Annotated in this window: 25 protein-coding genes and 1 tRNA gene; 16 read left to right on the forward strand and 10 right to left on the reverse strand. The window is 48.5% G+C overall.

Annotation, left to right across the window (positions count from 1 at the left end):
* Positions 1-9: 9 nt before the first annotated feature.
* Positions 10-675: a cytochrome b N-terminal domain-containing protein gene (locus BRW63_RS10750; RefSeq protein ID WP_073071007.1), complete on the reverse strand. Its 666-nt coding sequence runs from the start codon at positions 673-675 to the stop codon at positions 10-12.
* A gap of 129 nt (positions 676-804) precedes the next feature.
* Positions 805-1,506, reverse strand: coding sequence for an esterase/lipase family protein (locus BRW63_RS10755; protein ID WP_073071009.1), 702 nt, complete (start codon positions 1,504-1,506; stop codon positions 805-807).
* A gap of 180 nt (positions 1,507-1,686) precedes the next feature.
* Between BRW63_RS10755 and nrdR the strand changes: the two genes are divergently transcribed.
* Both nrdR and BRW63_RS10765 read left to right on the forward strand, forming a co-directional pair.
* A complete protein-coding gene (gene nrdR, locus BRW63_RS10760) occupies positions 1,687-2,211 on the forward strand; it encodes a transcriptional regulator NrdR (protein WP_073071011.1) in 525 nt (174 codons plus the stop codon).
* Between the two features lie 87 nt (positions 2,212-2,298).
* Complete coding sequence (locus BRW63_RS10765; protein WP_073071012.1) at positions 2,299-3,984, forward strand: NB-ARC domain-containing protein; 1,686 nt, start codon at positions 2,299-2,301, stop codon at positions 3,982-3,984.
* A gap of 78 nt (positions 3,985-4,062) precedes the next feature.
* Here the strand turns inward: BRW63_RS10765 and BRW63_RS10770 are convergent, their stop codons facing one another.
* Positions 4,063-4,437: a hypothetical protein gene (locus BRW63_RS10770; RefSeq protein ID WP_073071014.1), complete on the reverse strand. Its 375-nt coding sequence runs from the start codon at positions 4,435-4,437 to the stop codon at positions 4,063-4,065.
* Positions 4,438-4,674: 237 nt separating this feature from the next.
* On the opposite strand from BRW63_RS10770, the gene BRW63_RS10775 reads away from it, so the two are divergent.
* The 3 genes from BRW63_RS10775 to BRW63_RS10785 all read left to right on the forward strand — a co-directional run bounded on the left by BRW63_RS10775 (position 4,675) and on the right by BRW63_RS10785 (position 7,757).
* Positions 4,675-5,214 carry an orange carotenoid protein N-terminal domain-containing protein gene (locus tag BRW63_RS10775; protein WP_073071016.1) on the forward strand — a complete coding sequence of 180 codons (540 nt, stop codon included), beginning with the start codon at positions 4,675-4,677 and terminating at the stop codon, positions 5,212-5,214.
* 140 nt (positions 5,215-5,354) lie between these two features.
* Positions 5,355-6,524 (forward strand): iron-containing alcohol dehydrogenase family protein, encoded by a 1,170-nt coding sequence (locus BRW63_RS10780; RefSeq protein ID WP_073071018.1) that lies wholly within the window; start codon positions 5,355-5,357, stop codon positions 6,522-6,524.
* Between the two features lie 33 nt (positions 6,525-6,557).
* A complete protein-coding gene (locus tag BRW63_RS10785) occupies positions 6,558-7,757 on the forward strand; it encodes an aspartate aminotransferase (protein WP_073071019.1) in 1,200 nt (399 codons plus the stop codon).
* Here the strand turns inward: BRW63_RS10785 and BRW63_RS10790 are convergent.
* On the reverse strand, positions 7,754-8,767 hold the full coding sequence (locus BRW63_RS10790) for a DNA-methyltransferase (RefSeq protein WP_223257351.1): 1,014 nt from the start codon (positions 8,765-8,767) through the stop codon (positions 7,754-7,756). The two genes, BRW63_RS10785 and BRW63_RS10790, sit on opposite strands and share 4 nt — an antisense overlap.
* A gap of 5 nt (positions 8,768-8,772) precedes the next feature.
* Positions 8,773-10,812 carry a biosynthetic arginine decarboxylase gene (gene speA, locus BRW63_RS10795; RefSeq protein ID WP_083582850.1) on the reverse strand — a complete coding sequence of 680 codons (2,040 nt, stop codon included), beginning with the start codon at positions 10,810-10,812 and terminating at the stop codon, positions 8,773-8,775.
* Between the two features lie 162 nt (positions 10,813-10,974).
* Between speA and ndk the strand changes: the two genes are divergently transcribed.
* The gene (ndk, locus tag BRW63_RS10800; RefSeq protein WP_073071021.1) at positions 10,975-11,424 is read left to right on the forward strand and encodes a nucleoside-diphosphate kinase; all 450 of its coding nucleotides are present in this window, start codon (positions 10,975-10,977) and stop codon (positions 11,422-11,424) included.
* 133 nt (positions 11,425-11,557) lie between these two features.
* On the opposite strand, the gene BRW63_RS10805 is transcribed toward ndk, so the two are convergent.
* Positions 11,558-12,319, reverse strand: coding sequence for a TerC family protein (locus BRW63_RS10805; protein WP_073071023.1), 762 nt, complete (start codon positions 12,317-12,319; stop codon positions 11,558-11,560).
* A gap of 239 nt (positions 12,320-12,558) precedes the next feature.
* On the opposite strand from BRW63_RS10805, the gene psaM reads away from it, so the two are divergent.
* The 3 genes from psaM (at position 12,559) to BRW63_RS10820 (ending at position 14,448) form a co-directional block, all read left to right on the forward strand.
* Positions 12,559-12,654: a photosystem I reaction center subunit XII gene (gene psaM, locus BRW63_RS10810; protein WP_073071025.1), complete on the forward strand. Its 96-nt coding sequence runs from the start codon at positions 12,559-12,561 to the stop codon at positions 12,652-12,654.
* 403 nt (positions 12,655-13,057) lie between these two features.
* The gene (locus BRW63_RS10815) at positions 13,058-13,459 is read left to right on the forward strand and encodes a slr1601 family putative cell division protein (protein ID WP_073071027.1); all 402 of its coding nucleotides are present in this window, start codon (positions 13,058-13,060) and stop codon (positions 13,457-13,459) included.
* 614 nt (positions 13,460-14,073) lie between these two features.
* Positions 14,074-14,448: a Mo-dependent nitrogenase C-terminal domain-containing protein gene (locus tag BRW63_RS10820; RefSeq protein WP_073071029.1), complete on the forward strand. Its 375-nt coding sequence runs from the start codon at positions 14,074-14,076 to the stop codon at positions 14,446-14,448.
* A 326-nt stretch (positions 14,449-14,774) separates the two neighbouring features.
* Here BRW63_RS10820 and BRW63_RS10825 read toward each other — a convergent pair whose 3' ends face one another.
* Positions 14,775-15,689, reverse strand: coding sequence for a branched-chain amino acid transaminase (locus BRW63_RS10825; protein WP_073071031.1), 915 nt, complete (start codon positions 15,687-15,689; stop codon positions 14,775-14,777).
* Positions 15,690-15,857: 168 nt separating this feature from the next.
* Here BRW63_RS10825 and BRW63_RS10830 point away from each other — a divergent pair, with 168 nt between their 5' ends.
* From BRW63_RS10830 to BRW63_RS10845, 4 genes are all read left to right on the forward strand, one after another.
* Complete coding sequence (locus BRW63_RS10830; protein ID WP_073071033.1) at positions 15,858-17,198, forward strand: adenylosuccinate synthase; 1,341 nt, start codon at positions 15,858-15,860, stop codon at positions 17,196-17,198.
* Positions 17,199-17,267: 69 nt separating this feature from the next.
* On the forward strand, positions 17,268-17,864 hold the full coding sequence (locus BRW63_RS10835) for a 50S ribosomal protein L25/general stress protein Ctc (protein WP_073071035.1): 597 nt from the start codon (positions 17,268-17,270) through the stop codon (positions 17,862-17,864).
* Positions 17,865-17,948: 84 nt separating this feature from the next.
* Positions 17,949-19,475, forward strand: coding sequence for a bifunctional aminoglycoside phosphotransferase/ATP-binding protein (locus BRW63_RS10840; RefSeq protein ID WP_073071036.1), 1,527 nt, complete (start codon positions 17,949-17,951; stop codon positions 19,473-19,475).
* 108 nt (positions 19,476-19,583) lie between these two features.
* On the forward strand, positions 19,584-19,916 hold the full coding sequence (locus BRW63_RS10845) for a hypothetical protein (RefSeq protein ID WP_073071038.1): 333 nt from the start codon (positions 19,584-19,586) through the stop codon (positions 19,914-19,916).
* A gap of 11 nt (positions 19,917-19,927) precedes the next feature.
* On the opposite strand, the gene aroC is transcribed toward BRW63_RS10845, so the two are convergent.
* The 3 genes from aroC to BRW63_RS29530 all read right to left on the reverse strand — a co-directional run bounded on the left by aroC (position 19,928) and on the right by BRW63_RS29530 (position 21,456).
* Complete coding sequence (aroC, locus tag BRW63_RS10850; RefSeq protein ID WP_317615810.1) at positions 19,928-21,076, reverse strand: chorismate synthase; 1,149 nt, start codon at positions 21,074-21,076, stop codon at positions 19,928-19,930.
* A 19-nt stretch (positions 21,077-21,095) separates the two neighbouring features.
* A tRNA-Lys gene (locus BRW63_RS10855) sits at positions 21,096-21,167 on the reverse strand.
* A 154-nt stretch (positions 21,168-21,321) separates the two neighbouring features.
* A complete protein-coding gene (locus BRW63_RS29530) occupies positions 21,322-21,456 on the reverse strand; it encodes a hypothetical protein (protein ID WP_262983534.1) in 135 nt (44 codons plus the stop codon).
* Here BRW63_RS29530 and BRW63_RS28265 point away from each other — a divergent pair.
* The 3 genes from BRW63_RS28265 to BRW63_RS10865 all read left to right on the forward strand — a co-directional run bounded on the left by BRW63_RS28265 (position 21,456) and on the right by BRW63_RS10865 (position 23,258).
* Positions 21,456-21,629 (forward strand): hypothetical protein, encoded by a 174-nt coding sequence (locus BRW63_RS28265; RefSeq protein ID WP_181314375.1) that lies wholly within the window; start codon positions 21,456-21,458, stop codon positions 21,627-21,629. The genes BRW63_RS29530 and BRW63_RS28265 overlap by 1 nt on opposite strands.
* A gap of 178 nt (positions 21,630-21,807) precedes the next feature.
* On the forward strand, positions 21,808-22,659 hold the full coding sequence (locus tag BRW63_RS10860) for an adenylate/guanylate cyclase domain-containing protein (RefSeq protein WP_073071042.1): 852 nt from the start codon (positions 21,808-21,810) through the stop codon (positions 22,657-22,659).
* 29 nt (positions 22,660-22,688) lie between these two features.
* Positions 22,689-23,258, forward strand: coding sequence for a hypothetical protein (locus BRW63_RS10865; RefSeq protein ID WP_073071043.1), 570 nt, complete (start codon positions 22,689-22,691; stop codon positions 23,256-23,258).
* Positions 23,259-23,268: the final 10 nt, after the last annotated feature.

A 23,268-nucleotide genomic window follows, 5' to 3' on the forward strand; every position in this document is an offset into this window, starting at 1 on the left:
TTTTAACGGCTAGAGAATCTCGGCTGATGCCCGAACCTCTTCTTCATCTTCACTAACTGCTTTTTGAGCAAACGCGGTTAAAGCCTCTGCCTGCATTTCTCGTTCTTGAACCATCAAACTGCCGAGATGAATCACGGCTAACCCGACAGCCGCGATCGACACAATATAGCTGTGAATCGCGTAAAGATGCTCAACGCTGACCGTGCCGATCGCGCCGCCTCCAGTAAGCGCATCTTTTAGCTGGGTTCCAATCAGAGGAATCGCCTCGATCGTGCCTAATTCGATTTTGAGTCGCCAAAAACCAAGCTGATCCCAGCCTAAAAGCATCGCAGTCCAAGCCAGCCCGATCGCCGACAAGGTGAATAAAATGCCGCTCACCCAAGCCGTTAACCAACTGGGGCGAAATCGCTCACTCAAAAACATCACGACGATTTGAATCAACGCCACCCCGATCACCCCATTACCCGACAGGTTGTGCATCGTGTGGATCAGCCAACCATAGGGAACATCAGTGTCGATCGCTTTAAGAGAATCGTAAGCGCCGCCAGCCGCTGGCTCATAATAAAACGCTAAAAGAATGCCGCTACTTGCCGCAATCAAAGTCAACGTCAGCGTTGCCACTGCCAAGATCGTCGATAGCCGCCTAAAGATGAAGGAAAGGGAAAAATCTTTCATGAGACATATACTCTTTTCTAATTAGAAATGAGTCGAAACACATCGTTGAAGTGCAGAACCTCAACTTAACTGTAAGATATAAAACTTTACGAATCTTCTAATCCTCCCAAACGTAGAGATGGCGATCGCTCAAGCTAAATAACTCATCCACTGAGGCACCACTTCTAGAGAGCCATACCAAAGCCCTCCTGACCTGGGCGAGTGTCTGACCTGTTCTAAAGTCAAATTTTCTGCCCCTGCTAAATGAGCCGACTCGATCGGGCAAATTCCATCTCCCCAACAGTTGCCTTTGCCGCAGGTTAACTGATAGCTGCTATATGCCAACCAACTGCCAGGGCGACGTTCTCCATAAATTGCCTTGCCCGCGACGCACACATAATTCACATCTGCATAAAACGCACCGGGATAGGTGAGATTGACGAAATCAAGATTGGTGCGAGTCCAGCGCTCAAAGCTGGTGTGGGGTGTGCCCAATGTGATCAAGTGAGAAACCCAAGAACGCGCGTTCCAGGTGTAGGTGCGGTTTGCCTGAACTCCGTGTACATCATAGAGATGCTCGCCCAGATAAATGCGCGAGATCCAGCCGCCTGCTGAGTGCCCGATTAAGTTAATTTGCGGCGCGTTATAGTCTTGCAACACTTGCGTAACCGTTTCGTGAAGGCGTTCTAAAATCGGCAGCATCGATCGTCCGCCTAGAGTCGGCACCCAGTCTCGCTTGAGCAACGGCACGATCACAGTGGGATAGCCCGCCTCCGTTAGCTGTTGCTGAAGACGGCGATAATCGATCGCGCCTGCAAGATATCCGGGCAAAATTACAGTCGGTAAGGGCATCGGTAAACGCTCGAAGGACAGGATCGTTTGTAGAATTCAACGCTGGAAATAGTGGAGACAAAAAAATATTGCCACTTTTCACGCTAGGGGTATCATGAAGATTCAGAGGGTTAGTCTCTTTGAAACGTCTGGGTTAGAGGATCACCTCTGACAGGGTTGTTCTCTCAACGTTTGATCTTTATGCGGTGTCCTTCTTGTCATCATCCAGATAATCGTGTGCTTGAGTCGCGATCGGCAGAAGCGGGTCAAAGTGTGCGACGACGGCGAGAGTGTTTAAGGTGCAATCATCGGTTTACCACCTATGAGCGCATTGAGTTTGTGCCGATCGTGGTGCTTAAACGCAATGGAGAGCGAGAATCATTTGACCGCTCAAAGCTGCTGCGAGAATTGGTGCGGGCCTGCGAAAAAACCGCCATTCTAGAGCCGCGTATAGAGATTTTAGCCGAAGAAATTGAATCTGACTTGCAGCAGCGAGTCGGGCGTGAAGTCACTAGTGCCGAGATTATTGAACTGGTATTGCACCATCTGCGATCGCTCAGCGAAGTGGCTTATATTCGCTATGCCTCGATCTACTGCCAGTTTGCAGGCATTCAAGACTTTGTGGATGCGATCGATCGGCTTCACGATCGAGTTGAGCCATCCCACCCTTCAAACCAGCAATCTGATCCTGAAGCGCTGTCAGAAATAAACGCCTTTAATTGTTAGTTGGTACGCTGTTTACACACAAGCTCAGTTGCTATTCTAGAGAAGCCGAATCTCGGCCGCGATTCTTGCTGGTGCAGTCTATCGTTTATGTCTCAACCGACGCTTTCTAACCAACTTGAGACAACCCTCCAGGATGAGACGATCGGGCGGTTAGCCGTTGGCGACTCTACTCTGTCAGTCGGTTCTGTGCATGGAGCATTGCTCAGTGATCACGCCAGCGAATCTGTGATTGAGTTGAGACAGACTCCGATCGTGCAGATTCCTCGTGCCTTTGCGGGGCTGGTCGGTCGGCAAACAGAAATCGAATTGGCGATCGCCGCCCTGCGAACCAAACAAATCGTTGAGATCTATGGTCAAGCCGGGATTGGCAAGTCTGTTCTGTTGCGCTATCTTGCTCACAGCCCGCAGATTACGACCTCCCATCCCGATGGCATCGCTGACTTGAGTGGGGTTGGGTCGGTGGGCGATCGCTTACAAACCTTGTTTGACACGTTCTATCATAGTTGTCCTGATATTAAGCTGTCCGATCGCGAGGTTCGGCAAGCGCTTCGAGAACGCCAAGTGCTGATATTGCTAGACGATGATGCTTTGACGGCAACCGATCTTCAGCAACTGATCGCCGCGCTGCCTAATAGCACCTTCTTAATCGCTTCTCGCGATCGCCGCCTTTGGGGAGACGGGCGATCAATTGGGCTAGAGGGATTATCGCTGTCAGACAGTGTGACGTTAATCGATCGAGAATTAGGACGGTTTCCGTCGCGAAGCGCTGAATCGTTGGCTCCACCTCAAAAAAAGACGATCGAAGCACTCTGGAAACTTTTGCAGGGAAACCCTCAACGGCTTTTGCAAGTGGCAGCCCTGGCACGAGAAGACAGGCTTTCTCTAGAGACGGTGTTGAGCCAAATTCAGCCCGATGAGCTTGAACAGTCGCTGACTCGGCTAATTCTTGCCTCTTTGCCCAAGCCTCAACGCTGGATTATGGCAGTGCTGGTAGCAATGGGGAACACGGGCTTACTACCCGAACAAATTGCGGTGATCACCGGGCCGCCCAACCCCTTACCGAGTCTGCAAGCGCTGGTGCAACGCCATCTGCTTCAGATCGAGGGACATCACTATCGCTTGTCTTCTAGCCTGGTTGAGATTTTGCAAAAAGTCTCAAACTCGACTCCCTGGATGGAAAAAGTTTTGACCTACCTATTGCCTTGGGCAGAAACCCATCCACGATCGCCAAACGCACTACTCGCTGAACAGCCACTGATATTGCACACCCTTGAGTGGGCAGTCAGCCAAGCACGTTGGGCAGAGACTCTGCGGCTTGTGCGATCGCTTGAAGGCGCACTAGCGCTGGGCAAGCAGTGGGAAACCTGGGGACGAGTGCTCAATTGGGGTTTGCAAGCTGCCTGGGCGCTAGAAGACGCAACCAGCGAAGCTTGGGGGCTGCATCAACTCGGAACTCTGGCACTCTGCCAAGAAGAAGTCACCACCGCTTATGATGCGCTGACTGAGGCAATCAACTTACGATCGCTGCTAAACGATGAGGTGGGGGAGCGCTTAAGTCGTCACAACCTTGAACATTTGAGGAAAATCACTTTGCCTATCTCGGAGGGCGAACGATCGCAGCTAGTAGCTAACCCGCTTGGGGTCTATCTAACGCTGGGGCTGATTGGCTTTTTGGTGTTTGTGCTGTCTGGGCTAGTGGGGTTGGCGATCGTGAACCGATTTGGTCAGCCTGTGCCAACGGTTAAACCCACACCAGCACACACTCGGAAATAAAGAGGTCTCGTCAAAGTCAAATTGTGGAGTTGCTGTCTGTAGGAGCGTTGTGTGGAAAGTCCCTACAGACGGTGAATATTATTCGTGATTGCTGGGTTGCCCTTTTTCGATCGCTTTGTGGATCAAGTCATCGTCAACGTTTCCGGCTGTGCTTTGGTCGTGGTTGATCGATTTTGCCATGTTGCGAAAGTCACTCGGATCGCCAGTCGGTTCTGCTTCCGCGTGAGTGGGTTCTGTTTCATGAACCTCAAAGGCGTGGGCGCTGGCAGCTTGGGCAGCTTTTTCTCCTTCATCTGCGCGATCGATTTCGCTAACGCTAAATTCTTTCGAGGCTTCATAATCTGCCGAGACATCCACTTTAGGAGCCGGGAGACTGCCTTCAGCAATTTCTTCTGAAACTTGTTGAGCGTCGTAACTTTGAGAAGGATTCAAATCGCTATTGATTTCTGACATAAAAAGCTCCTGTTATTATTTCAGGTTCCAGCAAACAGCTTAACCCCTGGTTCTTGCTCACCTTATCAGACTGATCCCCAGGTTTTTGAACCGTCTGAGGGCAGATTGTTGATCTCTCTCATTAGAATGATCCCATGCTTCAATTTGAGAAACAAGCTCGGTCGATCGGTAGTCGCTAAAAGACTGTAAATCTTGATACATCTCTTGGTGAACCTAAATTATTTACAGGAGATTGTTATGGTTGAGTCTGCAAATCACGGCACTGTGCGATCGCAGTATGTTGACGAACCGGGGCAGAAAGCGATCGGGGCTTATGACAAACTAGACACTGATGGCAAGCTGGCATTTTTATATTATGTCTATGAGAAAATGGGCGATTCGATCACGCCGGCGGCTCCTGCTGCTGCCGAGCCAGAGTTAGCGCCTATTCTGTTAGGAGGGAGTTTTTATAATCTGTCTCATGATGATCAGCTTAATGTGATGCGCGACATCGTGAGTGGAGCCGACAGTGAATATTCTCGCAACTATGGCGCTTTAAAAGAAAACAATCAGCTAGTCGTTTGGTATGCTTGGGCGCAAGCAATGGGCGAGTCAGTGGTGGGAATGCCCGAAGGTTATAGCGCCTCTGAAGCGATTACGAGCGTGTTGGGTCAAGTCGAAAAGCTAGATTTTGATCAACAAATTTCTTTACTGAGAGAGATCGCGGGCACGATGGGCTACACCGATGTGCAAGAGATTCCGACGCAGGCACAAACCGGAAAAACAGCCAGCCTGTAGGGGCATGGCATGCCGTGCCCCCACCCTATCTTCCGTGTGGGCATGGCACGGCAGTGTCTCTTGCAAGGGTGTCGCGTAAATCAAATTGCCATAAGAGCTAAAATTGAGACTCACACTCAGTTTTTGCTTGATTCGCCAAAATGTCTACTCGAACTGATTCTTTGATCTCGCTGACGATCGCACCTGCTCAAGTGATTCGAGGCAACGGTGCCCTAAAGCAAGTCGGTTCTGCGATCGCGCAATTAGGTTCCCGTCCTTTGCTAATCGGTGGTGATCACACCTTACAAATCATTCAGCCTCGTCTTGAGTCTGCTTTGACGGGTCAGAATTGCACGATCGCTCAAGCTTCTTATGGAGCTGATTGTAGTGAGTCGGCATTACTATCTCTGAAACGAGCGGTTGCCGAACACCGGGCAGATCTGATTATTGGCAGTGGCGGCGGCAAAGCGCTAGATGCGGCAAAACTGATCGCTCATCAATGCAAGTTGCCGATCGTCACGATTCCGACATCGGGGGCAACCTGTGCGGCTTGGACAGCATTATCCAATGTTTATTCAGAAGACGGTGCGTTTCTCTATGATGTTAGTCTGTCACGATGTCCTGACTTATTAGTGCTGGACTATGAATTAATCGCAACTGCACCTCAACGAACCTTAGTAGCAGGGATTGGAGACGCGATCGCTAAGTGGTATGAGGCTTCGGTGAGCAGTGGTCATTCTCAGCAAACCTTTTTGATTGCGGCGGTTCAGCAAGCGCGAGTTTTGCGAGACATTTTGTTTCAACAGTCTGCCATTGCTTTGCAGTTCCCTGGCGGCGAAGTTTGGCAAGAAGTGGTGGATGCCACCGTGCTAATGGCGGGCGTAATTGGCGGCATCGGCGGGGCACAGTGTAGAACGGTGGCGGCTCACGCTGTTCACAACGGGTTGACTCACTTGCTTGAAAGTCACGGCACACTGCACGGCGAGAAAGTTGCCTTCGGAATTTTGGTGCAGCTTCGGTTAGAAGAAATGATTCAGGGCAATTGGTTGGCGACCACTTCGCGGCAGCAGCTTTTAAAGTTTTATTGCGAGATTGGGCTGCCGCAAACTTTAATCGATTTAGGCTTGGCAAAAGTCTCGATCGCCGATCTTCAACGAGCTGCCGAGGTTGCCTGTGCTGACCAATCCGATATTCACCGATTGCCCTTTAGTGTGGCTCCGACTCAACTGATGGCAGCGATGGTTTCTACGACTGCACCTTGCCACAATCTGAAGAATGACGAGGGTTTTGAGGTAGAATATCCAACTCAAACCTTAAATCTCAAACCTTGAACTCTTCACTCTTTTTCTTAGAGAGATTGCGCCATGAGCCTAAGTTGGATTACGCCTGCCGATCGTCTGCGAATTTTGCCCCCTTATGTGTTTGCGCGTCTCGATGAGTTAAAAGCAAATGCGAGAGCGCAGGGTGTTGATTTAATCGACTTGGGAATGGGAAACCCGGATGGGGCGACTCCGTTGCCGATCGTCGAAGCCGCCACTGAAGCGCTAAAAAATCCTAAAAATCACGGCTATCCCCCGTTTGAGGGCACTGCTAGTTTTCGGCGCGCCATCACCGATTGGTATCGTCGTCGCTATGATGTCGATCTCGACCCCGATAGCGAAGCGCTGCCGCTGCTGGGTTCTAAAGAGGGGTTGACACACTTAGCGCTGGCTTATATCAATCCGGGCGATCTGGTACTGGTGCCGAGTCCGTCTTATCCGCCCCATTTTCGCGGCCCGTTGATTGCCGGAGCCGAAATTTATCCGCTCATTCTCAAAGCCGAGCAGGATTGGTTGATTGATTTGGCGGCGATTCCCGATCGCATTGCCGAACGGGCCAAAATTCTCTACTTTAACTATCCGAGCAACCCGACGACAGCAACGGCTCCCCGTGAGTTTTTTGAGGAAGTCGTGGCGTTTGCTCGTCATTATCAAATTATGCTGGTGCATGATCAAGCCTATGCAGAGTTAGCGTTTGACGGCTACAAACCTACCAGTTTGTTAGAAATTCCGGGGGCGAAAGACATTGGGGTTGAGTTTCACACGCTGTCTAAAACCTATAATATGGCAGGCTGGCGAGTCGGCTTTGTGGTCGGCAATCGTCACATTATTCAAGGATTGCGAACGCTAAAAACAAACTTAGATTATGGCATCTTTGCAGCTTTGCAAACGGCAGCAGAAACGGCGTTGCAACTGCCCGATAAATATTTGACTGAAGTGCAAGATCGCTATCGCACTCGTCGCGATTATTTGATTGCAGGATTGGCGCAACTGGGTTGGTCAATTCCTAAAACTCAAGCGACGATGTATTTATGGATTCCCTGCCCGATCGGAGTCGGCTCGACTGATTTTGCGCTGTCGGTGTTGCAAAAGACGGGCGTAGTGCTGACTCCGGGCAATGCGTTTGGGGCTGGCGGCGAAGGCTATGTGCGAATTAGCTTGATTGCGGAGTGCGATCGTTTGGGTGAAGCTTTAGAGCGGATGAGAAAAGCCAATATTCGCTATGATGTACCGAAGCTGGCTTAATCAGACTCTACAATACTTGATTCCGACATAGCTTTATTTGCTCTCCCCTTCTGCTGAACAACAAGTGTATTGCGCTCCCAAAATACACCCTCAGAAAAGCCTTGAATCCCGGGTTCAGAGTCTGCAATCTCTAGCCTGCGTTCGGTCAATAAACTATAGGTTTCATCTAGCTCAATGCCGAGATGCTTTCTGCCGAGCTTTTTTGCAACCACTGAAGTCGTGCCGCTACCCAAAAAGGGATCGAGCACAAAATCACCGGGGTTAGTGCTTGCCAAGACTAACTTTGCAATTAATTTTTCACTTTTTTGAGTCGGGTGATCCGTGTTTTCTGACATTGACCAAAAAGGGATGGTTAGATCCGTCCAAAGATTTGAGGGATGAGTGTCGCGAAAGTTGCCTTCCCCTGTCACCTGCCAGTCTTTGGGTGTGCCGTCTCCATTTCTGTAAGGTGCGATTACTTTTCTGCGAAGCTTTACATCATCGACGTTAAATGTGTAATGCTCCGACATTGTGCAAAACCAGATATCTTCACTCGAATTTTTCCAGTTTGATTTAGCGCCTCGACCCTTTTCACGCTCCCAGGTAATGCGGTTTTGAACGACAAAGTGCGATGAGGCAACGGTAAAGATCGAAGCAGAAGACAGCCAATCGCCACAGATATAGATCGAGGCTGTCTGCTTCAACAAGGGCTTAAGAATGTGAACAACTTCATCTAGCCAGAGTGCATAGTCATCAACGGTACGCTTTAAGAATTTGCGTCCATTAAAACTTTTATTGAGATTGTAGGGTGGGTCAAGGATCAGCAGGTCTACAACACCCAACGGTAGAAGCTTTGCTACTTCTAGACAGTCACCTTGAATAGTGCCCGTTGGCGGAATTAAAAAGGGATCTGAAGGTAACTTTCTGAGAATGCGAGGAGCCAACCTGACTTTATCTTCATCACTGAGGGTAAGAGTCCGGTTCATGGGTGCGCGTTGCTTGTCTTGATTAGGTTGAGTTGAGCCATCCATAATCCTCAAGGTGATAGGTATGTATAGCCGCTCAAACTGCGCTCATAGTTTTGCAGCAAAAGCTGAGACTCTTCCAGCGTAATCCGATGCTCTTGTAGGGCTTGCTCGGTCTGACGGCGAATGCTTTCGATCATATCTTCCGCGTCATATTGCACGTAGCCCAAGACCTCTTTCATCGTGTCACCGCGCACGACGTGTTCAATCTGATAGCCCTTCGGCGTGAGTTGAATATGCACCGTGTTGGTGTCGCCAAACAAGTTGTGCAGGTTGCCCATAATCTCTTGATATGCACCGTTGAGAAACATTCCCAGATAATAGGACTCGCCTGGTTTGAGCGGATGCAACTCTAGCACCGACTTGACATCACGCAAATCGATAAATTGATCAATCTTGCCGTCACTGTCGCAAGTTAAGTCAGACAGCGTAGCCCGTTGCGTTGGCTCTTGATCTAAACGGTGAATCGGCATGATCGGGAACAGTTGGTCGATCGCCCACGAATCAGGTGCAGACTGAAACACCGAAAGATTCATGTAGTACATCGAAGCCATGATTTTTTCGAGGTCTTCTAGATCGTCGGGGACGTAATCAAGCTGACGCACGATCGCCAAAATCTTATGACAGCAAGCCCAATATAATCGCTCTGCTCGTGCCCGTTCTGGCAAGCTCAGATAGCCAAAGCCAAACAAACTCACGGCTTCTTCTTTGAACTGAGTTGCGTCGTGATAGGCCTCCTGAAAGTTTTCTGGCTTAATCGAGTCGTAGGTTTCGTAGAGATTGCGAATGATCAGGTGTTCGTCTTCCTGCAATGGTTCGGGTTTGTCAGCCGGGACTTCGCTAGTGCCCAATACATCAAAAACTAAAACCGATTGGTGAGACGCGATCGCGCGTCCACTCTCAGTCACCAACGTCGGCACCGGAATTTTTGCACTTGTGCAGGCATCTTTAATCGCGGCGACAACATCATTCGCGTAGTTCTGCGTGTTGTAATTTTTGGAGGCGTGAAAATTCGTTTGAGAACCGTCATAATCTACGCCTAAACCGCCGCCACAGTCCAAATACTGCATATTTGCGCCCAGTTTCACGAGTTCGACGTAAATCTGACCCGCCTCGCGCAACGCATCTTTAATGACGCTAATCGCCGAAATCTGTGAACCGATATGAAAGTGCAGCAGTTGCAGCGAATCCAACATATTTGCTTCGCGCAGTTGCTCGATCGCTTGAATGATTTCAGGAACCGTCAAGCCAAATTTTGCCCGATCGCCCGCCGATGTGCCCCAGCGTCCAATGCCTTTGGCGCTTAGTTTCGCCCGAATTCCTAAAATTGGCTGAATGCCCAGTTTTTTGCTGGACTCGATCGCTAACTCCACTTCTTCTACTTGTTCTAAAACAATAATGGGCGTTTGTCCTAACCGTCTCGCCAGCATTGCCGTTTCGATGTATTCGCGATCTTTATAGCCGTTACAAATTAGCAGCGCTCCAGGTGTTTTCAGCGATGCTAATGCAATCATTAATTCTGGTTTAGATCCGGCTTCTAACCCAAATTGATGCGGTTTACCAAAGCGAACTAAATCTTCGATCAAATGGCGTTGTTGATTGCACTTAGTCGGAAAAACGCCTTTGTAAACGCCTGCGTAATTGTAGCGAGCGATCGCTTTTGCAAATGCCGCATTCAATCGCTCGATCCGATCTTCTAAAATGTCTGAAAATCGGATCAGTAATGGTAAACCTAAATTACGCTGCTTCAACGCATTCGTTAATTCATACAGATCTAATGAACCGCCACGATCGCCTTTAGGGGAAACCGTCACATGCCCAGCAGCATTGATTGAAAAATAGGGATCGCCCCAGCCATGAATGCGATAGAGTTCTTCGCTGTCTTCGATCGTCCAGTTTTTGGGCACGTCTTTGACGATCGCCGCTGAACCAGAAGACTTTGACGGCGTTGCTTCAGACTTGCTTTTTAGACTCTTCCCATTCGATGCTGATTGTGCTTCAACCAGTGCTTTTTCCGCCTCTGCTTTCGCTGACGTGTGGCGCTCCCCCATCGTGTCTTACCCCTTGGAAAATCTTATTGAGATGTCAGTCTACCGCATCCTTCACAAATTCGTAGGTTAAGCAGCGCACCCCTTTAGCGATCGCGAAGCCAATCGCCTCCGTTCTGGGCTAATCTTGTTTTGTAAAAAGGCATAAATTTCTGGGAGCGACTCGTGGAAAGGACATTTTTGGCCATCAAACCTGATGGTGTGCAGCGTAAGCTCATTAGCGAGATCATCGGACGCTTTGAGACAAAAGGATTTACCCTCGTGGGTTTGAAATTCATGAACGTCAGCCGCGAACTTGCAGAACAGCACTATGGGGTTCACAAAGAACGCCCATTTTTCGGCAGTTTGGTCGAATTCATCACGTCTGGCCCTGTTGTCGCAATGGTCTGGGAAGGCGATGGTGTGATCGCGGCGGCTAGAAAAGTGATTGGAGCCACCAACCCGCTCACGGCAGAACCTGGCACCATTCGCGGAGACCTAGGCGCAAATATTGGACGCAACCTGATCCACGGCTCAGATGCACCTGAAACGGCTCAAAGCGAAATTGCTCTGTGGTTTAAGGAAGAAGAACTTGTCAACTGGCAACCGACTATCCTTTCCTGGATCTACGAATAACTTCTAGTATTGCGGAATAGAGAAATGATTTGGGTAGGGGCAATCCCCCTGTGGTTGCCCTCCGTCAGGGGTAGGCACGGGGGCGCTCCCCCTACAGCCATTTCATTTCATCCCCTCGTCTGCAAAATCTCACTCAAACTTCTAATTTCTTTTCTTCAGGTTCAGCCATTTTTTCTTTTTCAGAGGCTGCTAATTTCTCGGCTCTCACTTCTTTAACTTCAACAGGATTGCGCTTAGAGAAACCCCAGACAAATATCAGCGCGACGGCTGTCACCATCACCCATTCGGGCGGCACTAGACTATCGTTGATGACTCGCATTAGCAGACGCAATCCGACCAAGGCGACCGTAATGTAACCTGCGTCTTCTAGGTGAGTAAACTCGTCTAACCAGCGAATAAACAGACCCGCCATAAACCGCAGCGCAATGATCCCGATCGTGGCCCCAATCAAAATCAGCCAGGTTTCTTGAGAAACGGCGATCGCGGTCGTTACACTATCTAGAGAGAACGCCAAATCTGTGAGTGCCAGAACGGGGATCGCTTGCCACAGCGAGGTGAACCGCGGCCCGTGGTGTTCGTCTCCATCGTCTGAGTCAGACGAGAAATATTGAAAGACTAACCACAGCAAGTAGATTGCCCCTGCCAACTCAAACTGCCAATATTTGCTCACCCAGGATGCCGTCAAAATTAAGCTCATCCGCAAAATGTAGGCAAACACTAAGCCAATGTTGAGGGCGCGCCGTTCAAGCTCAGGTTTTTCCAGCCCTTGCGCGATTGCAGCCAGGGCGATCGCGTTATCTGCCGACAGCACCGCTTCTAATGCCACTAAAACCAGCAGCAGCAAAAGAGTTTGAACATTAAAGGTGGCAGGGAAGTCTGAAAGTTGGTCTAGCATCAATGATTTCTGATTAAGCGTTACAAACAAGTCTTGACAAACTCAATCCTAATTTAAGAAAAAGCTTTGCTCATATATCAGCCTACCTTAACTAGGAGGTCTGAGTCATGCCACACACGCGAGACCTGAGTCTCATGATCCCCATTTTGTGTTGAATCTTGTAACAAAATCTTCCGAAAGCGGACGGTTTGATCGACATTGAGGAACGATAACCCTGAGATTAAGGAGTTTCAAACTCAATGCCTCTATCAGATACTCAAATTCTAGTTGCCCTTGTAGTGGCCCTCATTCCTGGCATTCTTGCCTTCCGGCTGTCTACCGAGTTGTATAAATAGATCTCCCTTGATCGCGGCAGGGAGACTGCTTTGTCTGATCCCCGCAGTAATCAATGATTCTCTCGACAAGTTGAGTGATCGTTTTTTAAGATGCGGGGTACACTGACGAGGCAGTTTTCCGGCTAGTTCATTTGGGTTGCTGACTCAGACGAAATTATTGGGAAACGCTGCTTAGTTCACACGTACTTCTTGATTTTGGCGCAGATATTTGCGATTTTGAGTTAACTCTGTCAGTAGAGTTATCGAAGCGTCAGTATCAAGCTCTCTAAAATGAGTTTTTAGTCTTCTGATCCGCTTAGTTTTTCAGTCTAGAAGCGCTCAATTTAGAATTAATCGCCAAAGGCAGCTACTTTTCCATTAAGACTGTCAAAGTCTACCGTCTGCACCGCATCCCGTTGAACTCATGAACGCACTTCAATCGCCGACTAAGCCTCTTCAGCCTGTTAGAACGCCTCGATCGCAGCCTCGCTCAGGTCAACAAAAAAAACGTCAACATCATCGAACGATCGCGATTGAGACCTCAATCAAGTTGGGTGTAAATCTTGCCCTTTCGGGCGTGGCGATCGCGGCGCTGGTTCAACTCTTGCCCTACAGCATGGCGCAGCACTCAAAGCTGCAAGAAATCAACGCTGAAGTCAAGGCGACAGAAAAACGAGTCGGTCACGTCAAAGCAGAATTTAGTCGCTATTTTGATCCCCGGCAGGCAAAAGTCATTATGCAAGAGCAGACAAACCGCACTGACCCAAGTCAACGCCAAATCGTTTGGGGAGATGCAACGTCCGAGACGGCAGCACAGCTTCCCTAGAACCGTAAATTACATAGGGGCACGGCAGTGCCATGCCCATTTGCAAGTAATCGATATTTTTCAATTCACAATCCTTGGAGAATTCTTGGGGGCTGATTCAAGGGTACGCTGGCAGAAATGTCCGATCGAACCTCTTTTCGGTTTTTACAAAAAGTGTATCAACCTGTCAAGTTCGCTCCTATCATGCGGGGATCGCACTGAACTAATCCAAAAACTACATGATCGGCGTGGTTTTGTAGCAAGCGTAACCTAACGATCGCATCAAGACTGTTTAGAATATAATCTGAATTGTTTACTTAACGTTACAAAGTTACCTATGCGTTCGCAATTGGGCAAATTTAGTACGGCTCTGATTCGTTCATCCGATAAGCACAATCACTTAGGCATGATCATCAAAGTTCAGCAATTCTACGCGTTTACCTAGCTGAAACTTTAGGCAAGATGGTTGCATCAGCTAGAAAGTGTAACAATAACTTTACACGCCTCCAACAATCCTCAAGGATTTTGAAAAAACCGTCTCACCATCCGAGATTCTGGTTCCTGATTATGTAGTTAATACGTACGCTACTCCTCTCCCCATTACGCACTTCAACAGAGTCGAGGAAACGATAGACATGAAATTGCAAGACACCCAACGCCGCATCGCTCTCGCAAGCTGGGTCAGCCCTTCACCCGCAGCAGAGCTTACCGATGCTGCCACGGCTACCCGGTCATCTCATGATTCACAAAAACCTAACCTACTCCGTCCACTTCGCAACGCGATCGATCGCGTTCAAGTCCGCAACCCTGACTTGGCTCACCGTCTTTGTAAGCTAATTCCGTCTCAGTGTCCCTTTGAGCGCGACGTTAAAGCCTTTGGAAAGACTTTGTTCCACATTCCGCCGATGTGCAAGCTTAACCCCGTCTATGACGAAGTGGTTGCGCTGCGATTTCGAGCGCTGTGCTATCTAGCAGATGAGTGCGGTGAAGACATTAGCTGCTATTGCTAATTCTTTCCACTTACCCTGAGAGAGATCTTACATCTCGGCTTCCAACTAGAGTAATTCTACTGGGTTGATCCCCAGGGTGGAACACTTCTTAAAAAAGCTTATCTTTACGATTTAATTGATAGAAAAGAGATGCCTGTGAAAGACATCTCTTTTTTTGTTAATGAAGCTGCGAATTCGACGACTTCGTTACCAGTCCATCGCGCCCCCTAAATCCCCCAATCTTGGGGGACTTCAAGCCAAAATTTCCGGTTCAAAGTCCCTCAGAATGGGGGATTTAGGGGGCAGAAGTTGCTCTTGACGAAGCGAAAAAACTCGTCGAACTGACGCTATTGAAGCGCGATCGGAAACACCCAATCTCGATAGTCTGGCTCTAAGTTTTCAGTGATGGCGGTTAGTTTTGCTTTCAACCGATCGGTAATGGGATGGGTTTCAGGCATCGGGTAAGTTTCAATCTTTTTGACCGGAGTAATTTTGGCAGCCGTGCCACTCAAGAAGACTTCATCGGCAATAAACAGTTCTGATTTGTCCACTGGTCTTTCTACAGTCTTGATCCCCAAGTTTCGAGCCAGCGTCAAAATGCTATCTCTGGTAATTCCTTCTAGAATGTCTTGCTCATAGCCTGGAGTGATCAACTCACCATTGCGGATTAGGAAAATATTCATTCCCGAAGCCTCGCTGACTTTGCTTTGAGTGTTGAGCAAGATCGCTTCATCAAAACCAGATTCAACGGCTTCAGTTTTGGCAAGAGATGACGTGATATAGGCACCGCTAATTTTTCCTCTCAACGGTAAGCTGCGATCTTCTTGGCGACACCATGAACTGATGCGACAGGTCACGCCATCTGCTGACAAATAGTCACCTAGCTCCAGCCCATAGACGAAGAAATCTTTTTCAATATTGTGGAGTCGAGGCGCGATGCCCAAGCCAGACGTGTAGACAAACGGACGAATATAAAACGATTGATCGGGCTTGTTTTTCCGAACAAACTCAGTAATGATCGCTTGAATTTTATCGGCAGGTAACTCGTAGTTAATCAGCTTGGCACTGTTGCTCAGTCGCTGACAGTGACGATCGAGCCGAAACAACAAAATCTGATTGGCGTTCTTAGGGTCGGGAATGCCTCGCAGCCCGCCAAAAGCTCCGGTGCCATAATGAAGGGCGTGAGTCGCGATCGAAAGATTTGCCTCAGCAAACGGGACAAACTGATTTTTGAAATAAGCGATCGGCAGAAAGTTGTGCATAGCAGCAGTTGAAGAGAATTGAACGAGGAAAACTTTTCGCCATCAGGCACCGTCAACCAGATTCCTGTTAACGAAACCCGATGACCTGCGATCATTCACCATTGACACGCGCAGCATTTACTGATGATAATGGGAGTTTGTTGAAAACTCTAGCACTCTTTAAAACCCTTGGCTAACGTAGTTGTAATTGGTGCCCAATGGGGCGACGAAGGGAAAGGAAAGATTACAGATCTGCTCAGTAAATCGGCGGATGTTGTAGTTCGTTACCAGGGTGGTGTTAACGCTGGGCACACAGTCGTTGTCAAAGATCAGACGTTTAAACTGCACCTTATTCCTTCTGGCATTTTATATCCTGAAACCGAGTGCATTATCGGTTGCGGCACGGTGATTGATCCCAAAGTTCTGATTGAAGAATTGGATCAATTAATCAGTTTAAATATCTCAACTGACAACCTGCTGATCTCCGAAACGGCGCATGTCACAATGCCCTATCATCGGCTGATCGATCGGGCCTCTGAAGAGCATCGCGGCACTCATAAAATCGGCACCACTGGGCGCGGGATTGGGCCCACCTACGCTGATAAATCTGAGCGGACGGGGATTCGAGTCGTTGATTTGATGGATGCTGATACGCTGCGAAAACAGCTTCATTGGACGATTAACTACAAGAATGGCATTCTCGAAAAACTCTATGGTCTGCCGCCGCTCGACGTAGAAGCGGTCACGGCCGAATATCTGGAATACGCCGATCGCTTGCGTCCTCATGTTGTCGATAGTTCTCTCAAAATCTACGATGCCATTCGCCGCAAACGGAATATTTTGTTTGAGGGCGCACAAGGGACGCTGTTAGACCTCGATCACGGCACCTATCCCTATGTCACTTCTTCAAATCCGGTTGCGGGTGGGGCGTGTGTTGGCACAGGCATCGGCCCGACCGTTATCGATCGGGTGATTGGGGTAGCCAAAGCCTATACAACCCGCGTGGGTGAAGGGCCATTTCCCACTGAGCTACACGGCGAGGTCGGAACCCTGCTGTGCGATCGCGGGGCAGAGTTTGGCACTACTACGGGGCGGCAACGGCGCTGTGGCTGGTTTGATGCGGTGATCGGTCGCTATGCAGTGCGAATCAATGGTCTTGACTGTCTCGCGATCACCAAGCTAGATGTCTTAGACGAGATGGAAGAGATTCAGGTCTGTGTTGCTTACGAACTCGATGGGCAGCGCTGTGAAGACTTTCCGAGCAATTCGCGGCTGTTTGCTCGCTGCAAGCCGATTTATAAAACCGTGCCAGGGTGGAAACGATCGACCGAGGAATGCAAATCTCTCGAAGATCTGCCGAGCCAAGCCCTCGATTACCTCAAATTCCTGGCAGAATTAATGGATGTGCCGATCGCGATCGTGTCTCTGGGCGCAAGCCGTGACCAGACCATTATCGTCGAAGACCCCATTCACGGGCCCAAACGAGCGCTGCTATACACCAACGGCACGCCGCAAGCAGTGGTCAAATAAAAGAATTTTGGATTGAGACTGCTTGAAATCCAAAGTCCAAAGTTCATCTCTCACATTCCCAAGGTCATTATGCAAATCACGATCGACTGTCATAAACGCGCTGCCGGAAGTAAGCCCAATGCCCTGCGCCGCTCAGGACAAATTCCGGCCGTACTCTATGGTCACAAAGGCAACGAATCCCTTGAGTTAACCATTGACGCTAAAAAGGCTGAATTTTTGGTGCGCGATGCCTCGGTTAACAATACGCTGATCAATGTCAACATCCCTGAACTGCCCTGGACGGGTAAAGCGCTGCTGCGCGAGATTCAGTCACACCCCTGGAAGCGTTACCTCTATCACCTCAGCTTTTTCTCAGTGTCGGCTGAGAGTGTTCTTGAAATCACGGTGCCTCTATACTTTGTGGGCGAAGCCTATGGGGTCAAGCAAGAGAGCGGCGTGATGGAAACCGAACTCACAGAATTAGAGGTGAGATGTCTGCCCGATCGCATTCCTCAAAGCATTGAAATTGATGTAACAGCCCTCAAAGTTGGCGATGCTCTGCACGTTCACGAGTTGCCTTTGCCTGAAGGCGTTACGGCTCAAGGTGAAGCCAGTCGAGTGGTCGTGATGATTTCGGCGACCCGTGCTGGAACTGGCGACGACGAAGCAGCCGCCGCTGTCGTATAAGCGCGGTTCACGTCAACTTAAGGTGTATATAGAACCAGGGAGCAACCATTCCCTGGCTTTTTTATAATTGTCTAAAAGCGAACTATGACCCAAACGACCCTACCCCCTTTAATTCAGCAAATGCTGCGATCGGAGTTTTATCCGCATCCGGTGACGGAGCCGATCGAACTGATTCAAACCCACGTCTCTTATGTGTTGCTCACGGGTGAGGTGGTCTATAAACTCAAAAAACCAGTCAACTTCGGCTTTCTAGATTTCTCGACGTTAGAGAAACGGGAGCATTTTTGTCATGAAGAGTTGCGTCTCAATCAACGAGGAGCCGCCGAACTTTATTTAGGCGTTGAGCCGATCACACAGACCGGAGAAACCTTTCAGCTTGGCGGCACCGGGGAACCTGTCGAGTATGTTGTCAAGATGTGTCAGTTTCCTCAAGAGACGTTGCTAAGTGCAATGTTCGATCGCGGCGAACTCACCGAACAACATCTAGAAGATCTGGCACGAGAATTAGCAGCGTTCCATTTAAAGGCACCGACCAGCGATTACATTCTCAAGTTTGGAGAAGTCTCGCAAATTCGACAAGCGATCGACGAAAACTATGATCAAACCGTGGGTTATGTTGGACGATCGCAAACCCAAGTCCAATTTGATGAGACTCGCGCCTACACAGACAAACTATTTGCTGAACAATCAGAACTTTTTGTCAATCGAGTTCAAAATAAATGGATTCGCGAATGTCACGGCGACGTTCACTTGAGAAATATCTGCTTTTGGCACGACAAAATCTTGCTGTTTGACTGCATCGAGTTTAATGAGCCGTTTCGCTTTGTCGATGTGATGTTCGATGTTGCCTACATCGTGATGGATTTAGATGCCCGGAATCGTCCTGATTTGAGTAATTTATTTCTCAACGCTTATCTTGAGCAAACGGGCGACTGGGAAGGCTTACAGGTGTTGCCGCTCTACCTCAGTCGTCAATCTTATGTTCGTGCCAAGGTAACTTCTTTCTTATTAGACGACCCGGCAATTGCAGAATCGGTGAAGCAGGAAGCCAGCGAAACGGCATCTCGCTACTATCGTTTGGCGTGGGAATACACTCGTCATAAATCGGGACGATTGGTGATGATGTCGGGTTTGTCGGGGTCTGGCAAAAGTACCGTAGCCCGGCAGTTAGCTCGTCAGACTGGAGCGATTCACCTGCGATCGGATGCCATTCGCAAACATCTCGGCGGCGTTGCGCTAGATGCCAAAGGAGAAGCCGATCTCTACAGCCTAGAAATGACTGAGAAGACTTACGATCGTCTCCTCAATCTCGGCATTACGCTGGCATCGCAAGGTTACACCGTGATTTTGGATGCTAAGTACGATCGTCAAGCGCTGCGATCGCCCGTCGTTGCTCAATCCGCTGCTCACCAGATTCCGCTAGAAATCTTCTATTGTGATGCGCCTCTGTCGGTGTTGAGCGATCGCGTGCAGCAGCGTCAAGGCGATATCTCAGATGCGACGACTGATTTGCTCAAAACCCAACAGATGGAGCCGTTTACCGAAACCGAAAAACCTTACCTCAAGATGCTAGACACCACTCAAAACTTAGAAGAACAATTACCAAAATAGTCATAGGTCATTCGTCATCAAACCTCTTCTCTAAAAGCGATTCAAAAATGACGAATGACTGACGACGAATGAGGTATCCTTTGTAGTGACTATTTAAGGGTCGAGACCGTGCGAAGACAACCAATCTCAAAAGGATTTTCGACAGGACTGAAAATCTGGCTGCTGTTCTTAATCAGTCTGTTTGGGATGGGCTACTCTGCGCCCTTAAGTATTTTTTTAGGCGCGATCGGTGGTCTGGCAAGCGGCTTAATTGTCGATTGGTGGGTGTCAAAAGAGATTGAGCCAGAGCAAAAAGAAGCTGCCGAAGATGGACTCGCCGAAGAAACGAAAGTCCGTAAAAAACGCAGTCAATACTCTAGCCTCAAACAGCGAAGTAAAAAGCGCAAACAGCAGCAAGAAGGCACCACAAATTGGTGGCAGCAGCTTCGTAGGCGATCGTAATTCAGGTTGCCTTATTGGACTTCGCCGCACTGTCCGCGCTGTCGTAACAGGTGATCGCACAAGACAAGCGCCATCATTGCCTCAACCATCGGCACCGCCCTCGGCAATACACAAGGATCATGACGACCCTTAGCGGCTAACGTCACTTCTTCGCCTGCGTTGGTGACGGTGCGCTGCTCTTTGCGAATCGTTGCGGTGGGCTTGAAGGCAACCCGAATCAGAATATTTTCTCCATTTGAGATGCCGCCCTGCACGCCGCCCGATCGATTAGTGACGGTGCGAATCTCGCCATTTTCGGTATGAAACTCGTCGTTGTGTTCACTGCCAGTCATCACCGTACCCGCAAAGCCAGAGCCAATCTCAAAGCCTTTGGTCGCGGGGAGTGACATCATCGCTTTGGCGAGGTCTGCTTCTAGCTTGTCAAACACTGGCTCACCTAGTCCTCTCGGAACTTGTCGCGCCACACATTCGACCACGCCTCCGATCGAGTCTCCCTGATTGCGAACCTGCTCGATCAAGTCCACCATTTGCTCGGCGCAATCTGAGTCGGGACAGCGCACAATGTTGCTCTCAACGTCTTCTAGCGTCACCGTGTTGGAATCGATCACGCCTTCTAAATCTTTAATGCGCTTCACGTAAGCGATGATTTCAACACCCGCAATCTCGCGCAGAATTTTTTTAGCGATCGCGCCTGCTGCCACTCGCCCGATCGTTTCTCGCGCCGATGAGCGTCCGCCGCCCTGCCAGTTGCGAATGCCATACTTTGCGTCATAAGTCGCATCGGCGTGAGAAGGACGATATTTGACCGCCATCTCGTCATAGTCTTGCGATCGCTGGTCTTGATTGCGAACGAGAATCGCGATCGGCGTTCCTAGAGTTTTGCCCTCAAACACGCCAGACAAAATCTCGCAGCGATCGGCTTCATTGCGAGGAGTCGTAATTTTGCTTTGCCCCGGTCTTCGTCGATCTAACTCAAACTGAATCTCGTCTGCTGAAATCTCAATTTTGGGTGGGCACCCGTCGATCACCACGCCTACGCCACCGCCGTGAGATTCGCCAAACGTAGAGATGCGGAACAAATGACCAAAATTGCTGCCCATGATGGTTTTTGAGGACGATGGTGTCGATCGTACCTGAAAAGGTGAATAGGGAGTCAGCAATTGCTAACTCCCTATTTTATGGGTTGCCCGGGATTCGAACCCGGGACCAGTCGGTTAAAAGCCGAATGCTCTACCACTGAGCTAGCAACCCTTGTTTGCGCGTTTTGAACGTGCGATTGCAAATATAGCACGAATTCGAGGGAAGTTTGCAACTTACTTAATGCTTTCTCCGGGGCGATCGCATTTAACCCTCAATTTTGGCGATCGGGTCTGACATGATATTGGTATCGAGAACAAATGACCGTTCAAGACTCATTGAGGATAGACTCCAGAATCTCCGGCGTTAAGCCTCTAGCTCTGGCTCTGTCGCTGATTTCATCCATCAATTCTCGAAGAAAAGCCACATCTTTATCCATTGGAGAATTATCTGTAGTATTCATTGCCTACTTCGCAATTTCTAAGGTTTGATGTCTATTGCAGAGCAACCAAACAAGCACCTTTTAGCTGGAACAAATCGGAGAATTTGGACGATCGTAAGCCATGCCCTGTGATTCCCGCCCTCAAAGCCCGATTTCCTGACTCTGCGATCGACGATGATGATGTTGAATTTTGACGGTGTAGTGCTGGAACACAGTGGATACTCTATCTGGAGTAGCGGTTCACGCAAGTCCGGCAATCCACACCACATATATTCCTTCACACTGTTGCACTTTCTTGCAATAGTGCTAGTGTTCTATATGACGTGAGCGCGAACCTCGCAGAAACGTAAATTTTTAACACAAGTGATCGCGATGAGCCTATTTGATGATGTAAGGGATGCCCTTCTCTTTAGAGAAGATTCTACAGTAGAAGGCAAGCTGCTAACTCCGATTGAGCAAATCATTGAAACAGAACTGGGTCATTTTAGTAAGTCAGTATCTATTACTAACGTAGATCAAATTCCAGACACTCCCAAGATACCAATTCAGAATCCTAGAACTTGGTTGAAGATCCCGAATGTGATCTGCTGCTTTGTAGATATGGAGGGATCTACAAAACTTAGTGCTGGTTTGCATGATAAAACAACGGCAAAAGCATATCGGCTTTTTACGGAAACGGGTATCCGCATTTTTCATGAGTTTGGAGCCGAATATATTGACATCAAAGGAGACGGAGTTTTTGCCTTATTCAACCAGGATCAACCCTATTCGGCACTCGCGGCAACAATATCATTCAAAACTTTTGTTTACGAGCATTTTACGCCTAAAGTCGAAGCCCTTACTGAGCAGCACATTGGCGGTCACTTCGGAATAGATCAAAAGACTGTCTTAGTTCGCAGGTTTGGATTAAAAACCTATCAGAACAGAACAGATAGGCAGAATGAGGTTTGGGCTGGAAAGCCAATAAATATGGCAGCAAAATTAGCCAGTTTATCTACAGACAACAAGCTCTGGGTTTCAGATAGATTTTTTGGCAACCTCAGAGATGAGAAGGCAACACACTCTTGTGGATGTCCGAGTGGTAATAAAGTCGAGCTTTGGACAGAGGAGAATATGTCTGACGACAGCCGATTTGATTTTGATACTGCTTATAGCTTGGATAGCAATTGGTGTGAAAAACACGGCAGATCCTTCTGCTCAAGCCTAGTTGAGCTAGACAGTTGATTTAAGTCTATTTCTCAGGAAAAATTTCTATGGAAGTTACAGAGAAGCTGCTTTCAATTTTTCAAATAACTAATGATTGGCTTAAGTTTGCTGAAGCAAAAAATGCTGTCCTTCTTGCTTTCTCAGGTACTGGTGTTACTGTAATTGTAACTTATCTTAGTGCAGCTTCAAACGTGCCAAATTCGCTTCAGCAAGGCTCTTCAATTTCGATGTCCCTTCTGTTTATCAGTGCCTTGATAAGCTCTCTGTCTTTTCTTCCTAAGACTGATCTTGAGCGGATTGTTTGGTTAATGTCTAAACCGTCTAGAAGAGTCAAACATGGGTTGAAGGATACCGATAATTTCTATTTCTTCAATGATTTGAAGAAATATCAGCCCGTTGAATTACTAAGTTCAATGAACAGGCTTTATTTCGACGATCAAATTAAGCTTCCATTTAGAAAAGAAGATTTGGATGTAGTGAGTCAAACAATCGTAAATTCGGAAATCGCATCGATAAAATTTAAGTTTTTCACAGCCTCTCTTTCGATTCTAATACTTTCCTTTTTTGTTACGCCAATTTCGCTGTTGATTAGCTTGCTGTTGTATCGTAGTTTGTAAGTTGTCCCTC

Origin of the sequence: Phormidesmis priestleyi ULC007 (assembly GCF_001895925.1) — a bacterium.
Classification (GTDB): domain Bacteria; phylum Cyanobacteriota; class Cyanobacteriia; order Leptolyngbyales; family Leptolyngbyaceae; genus Phormidesmis_A; species Phormidesmis_A priestleyi_A.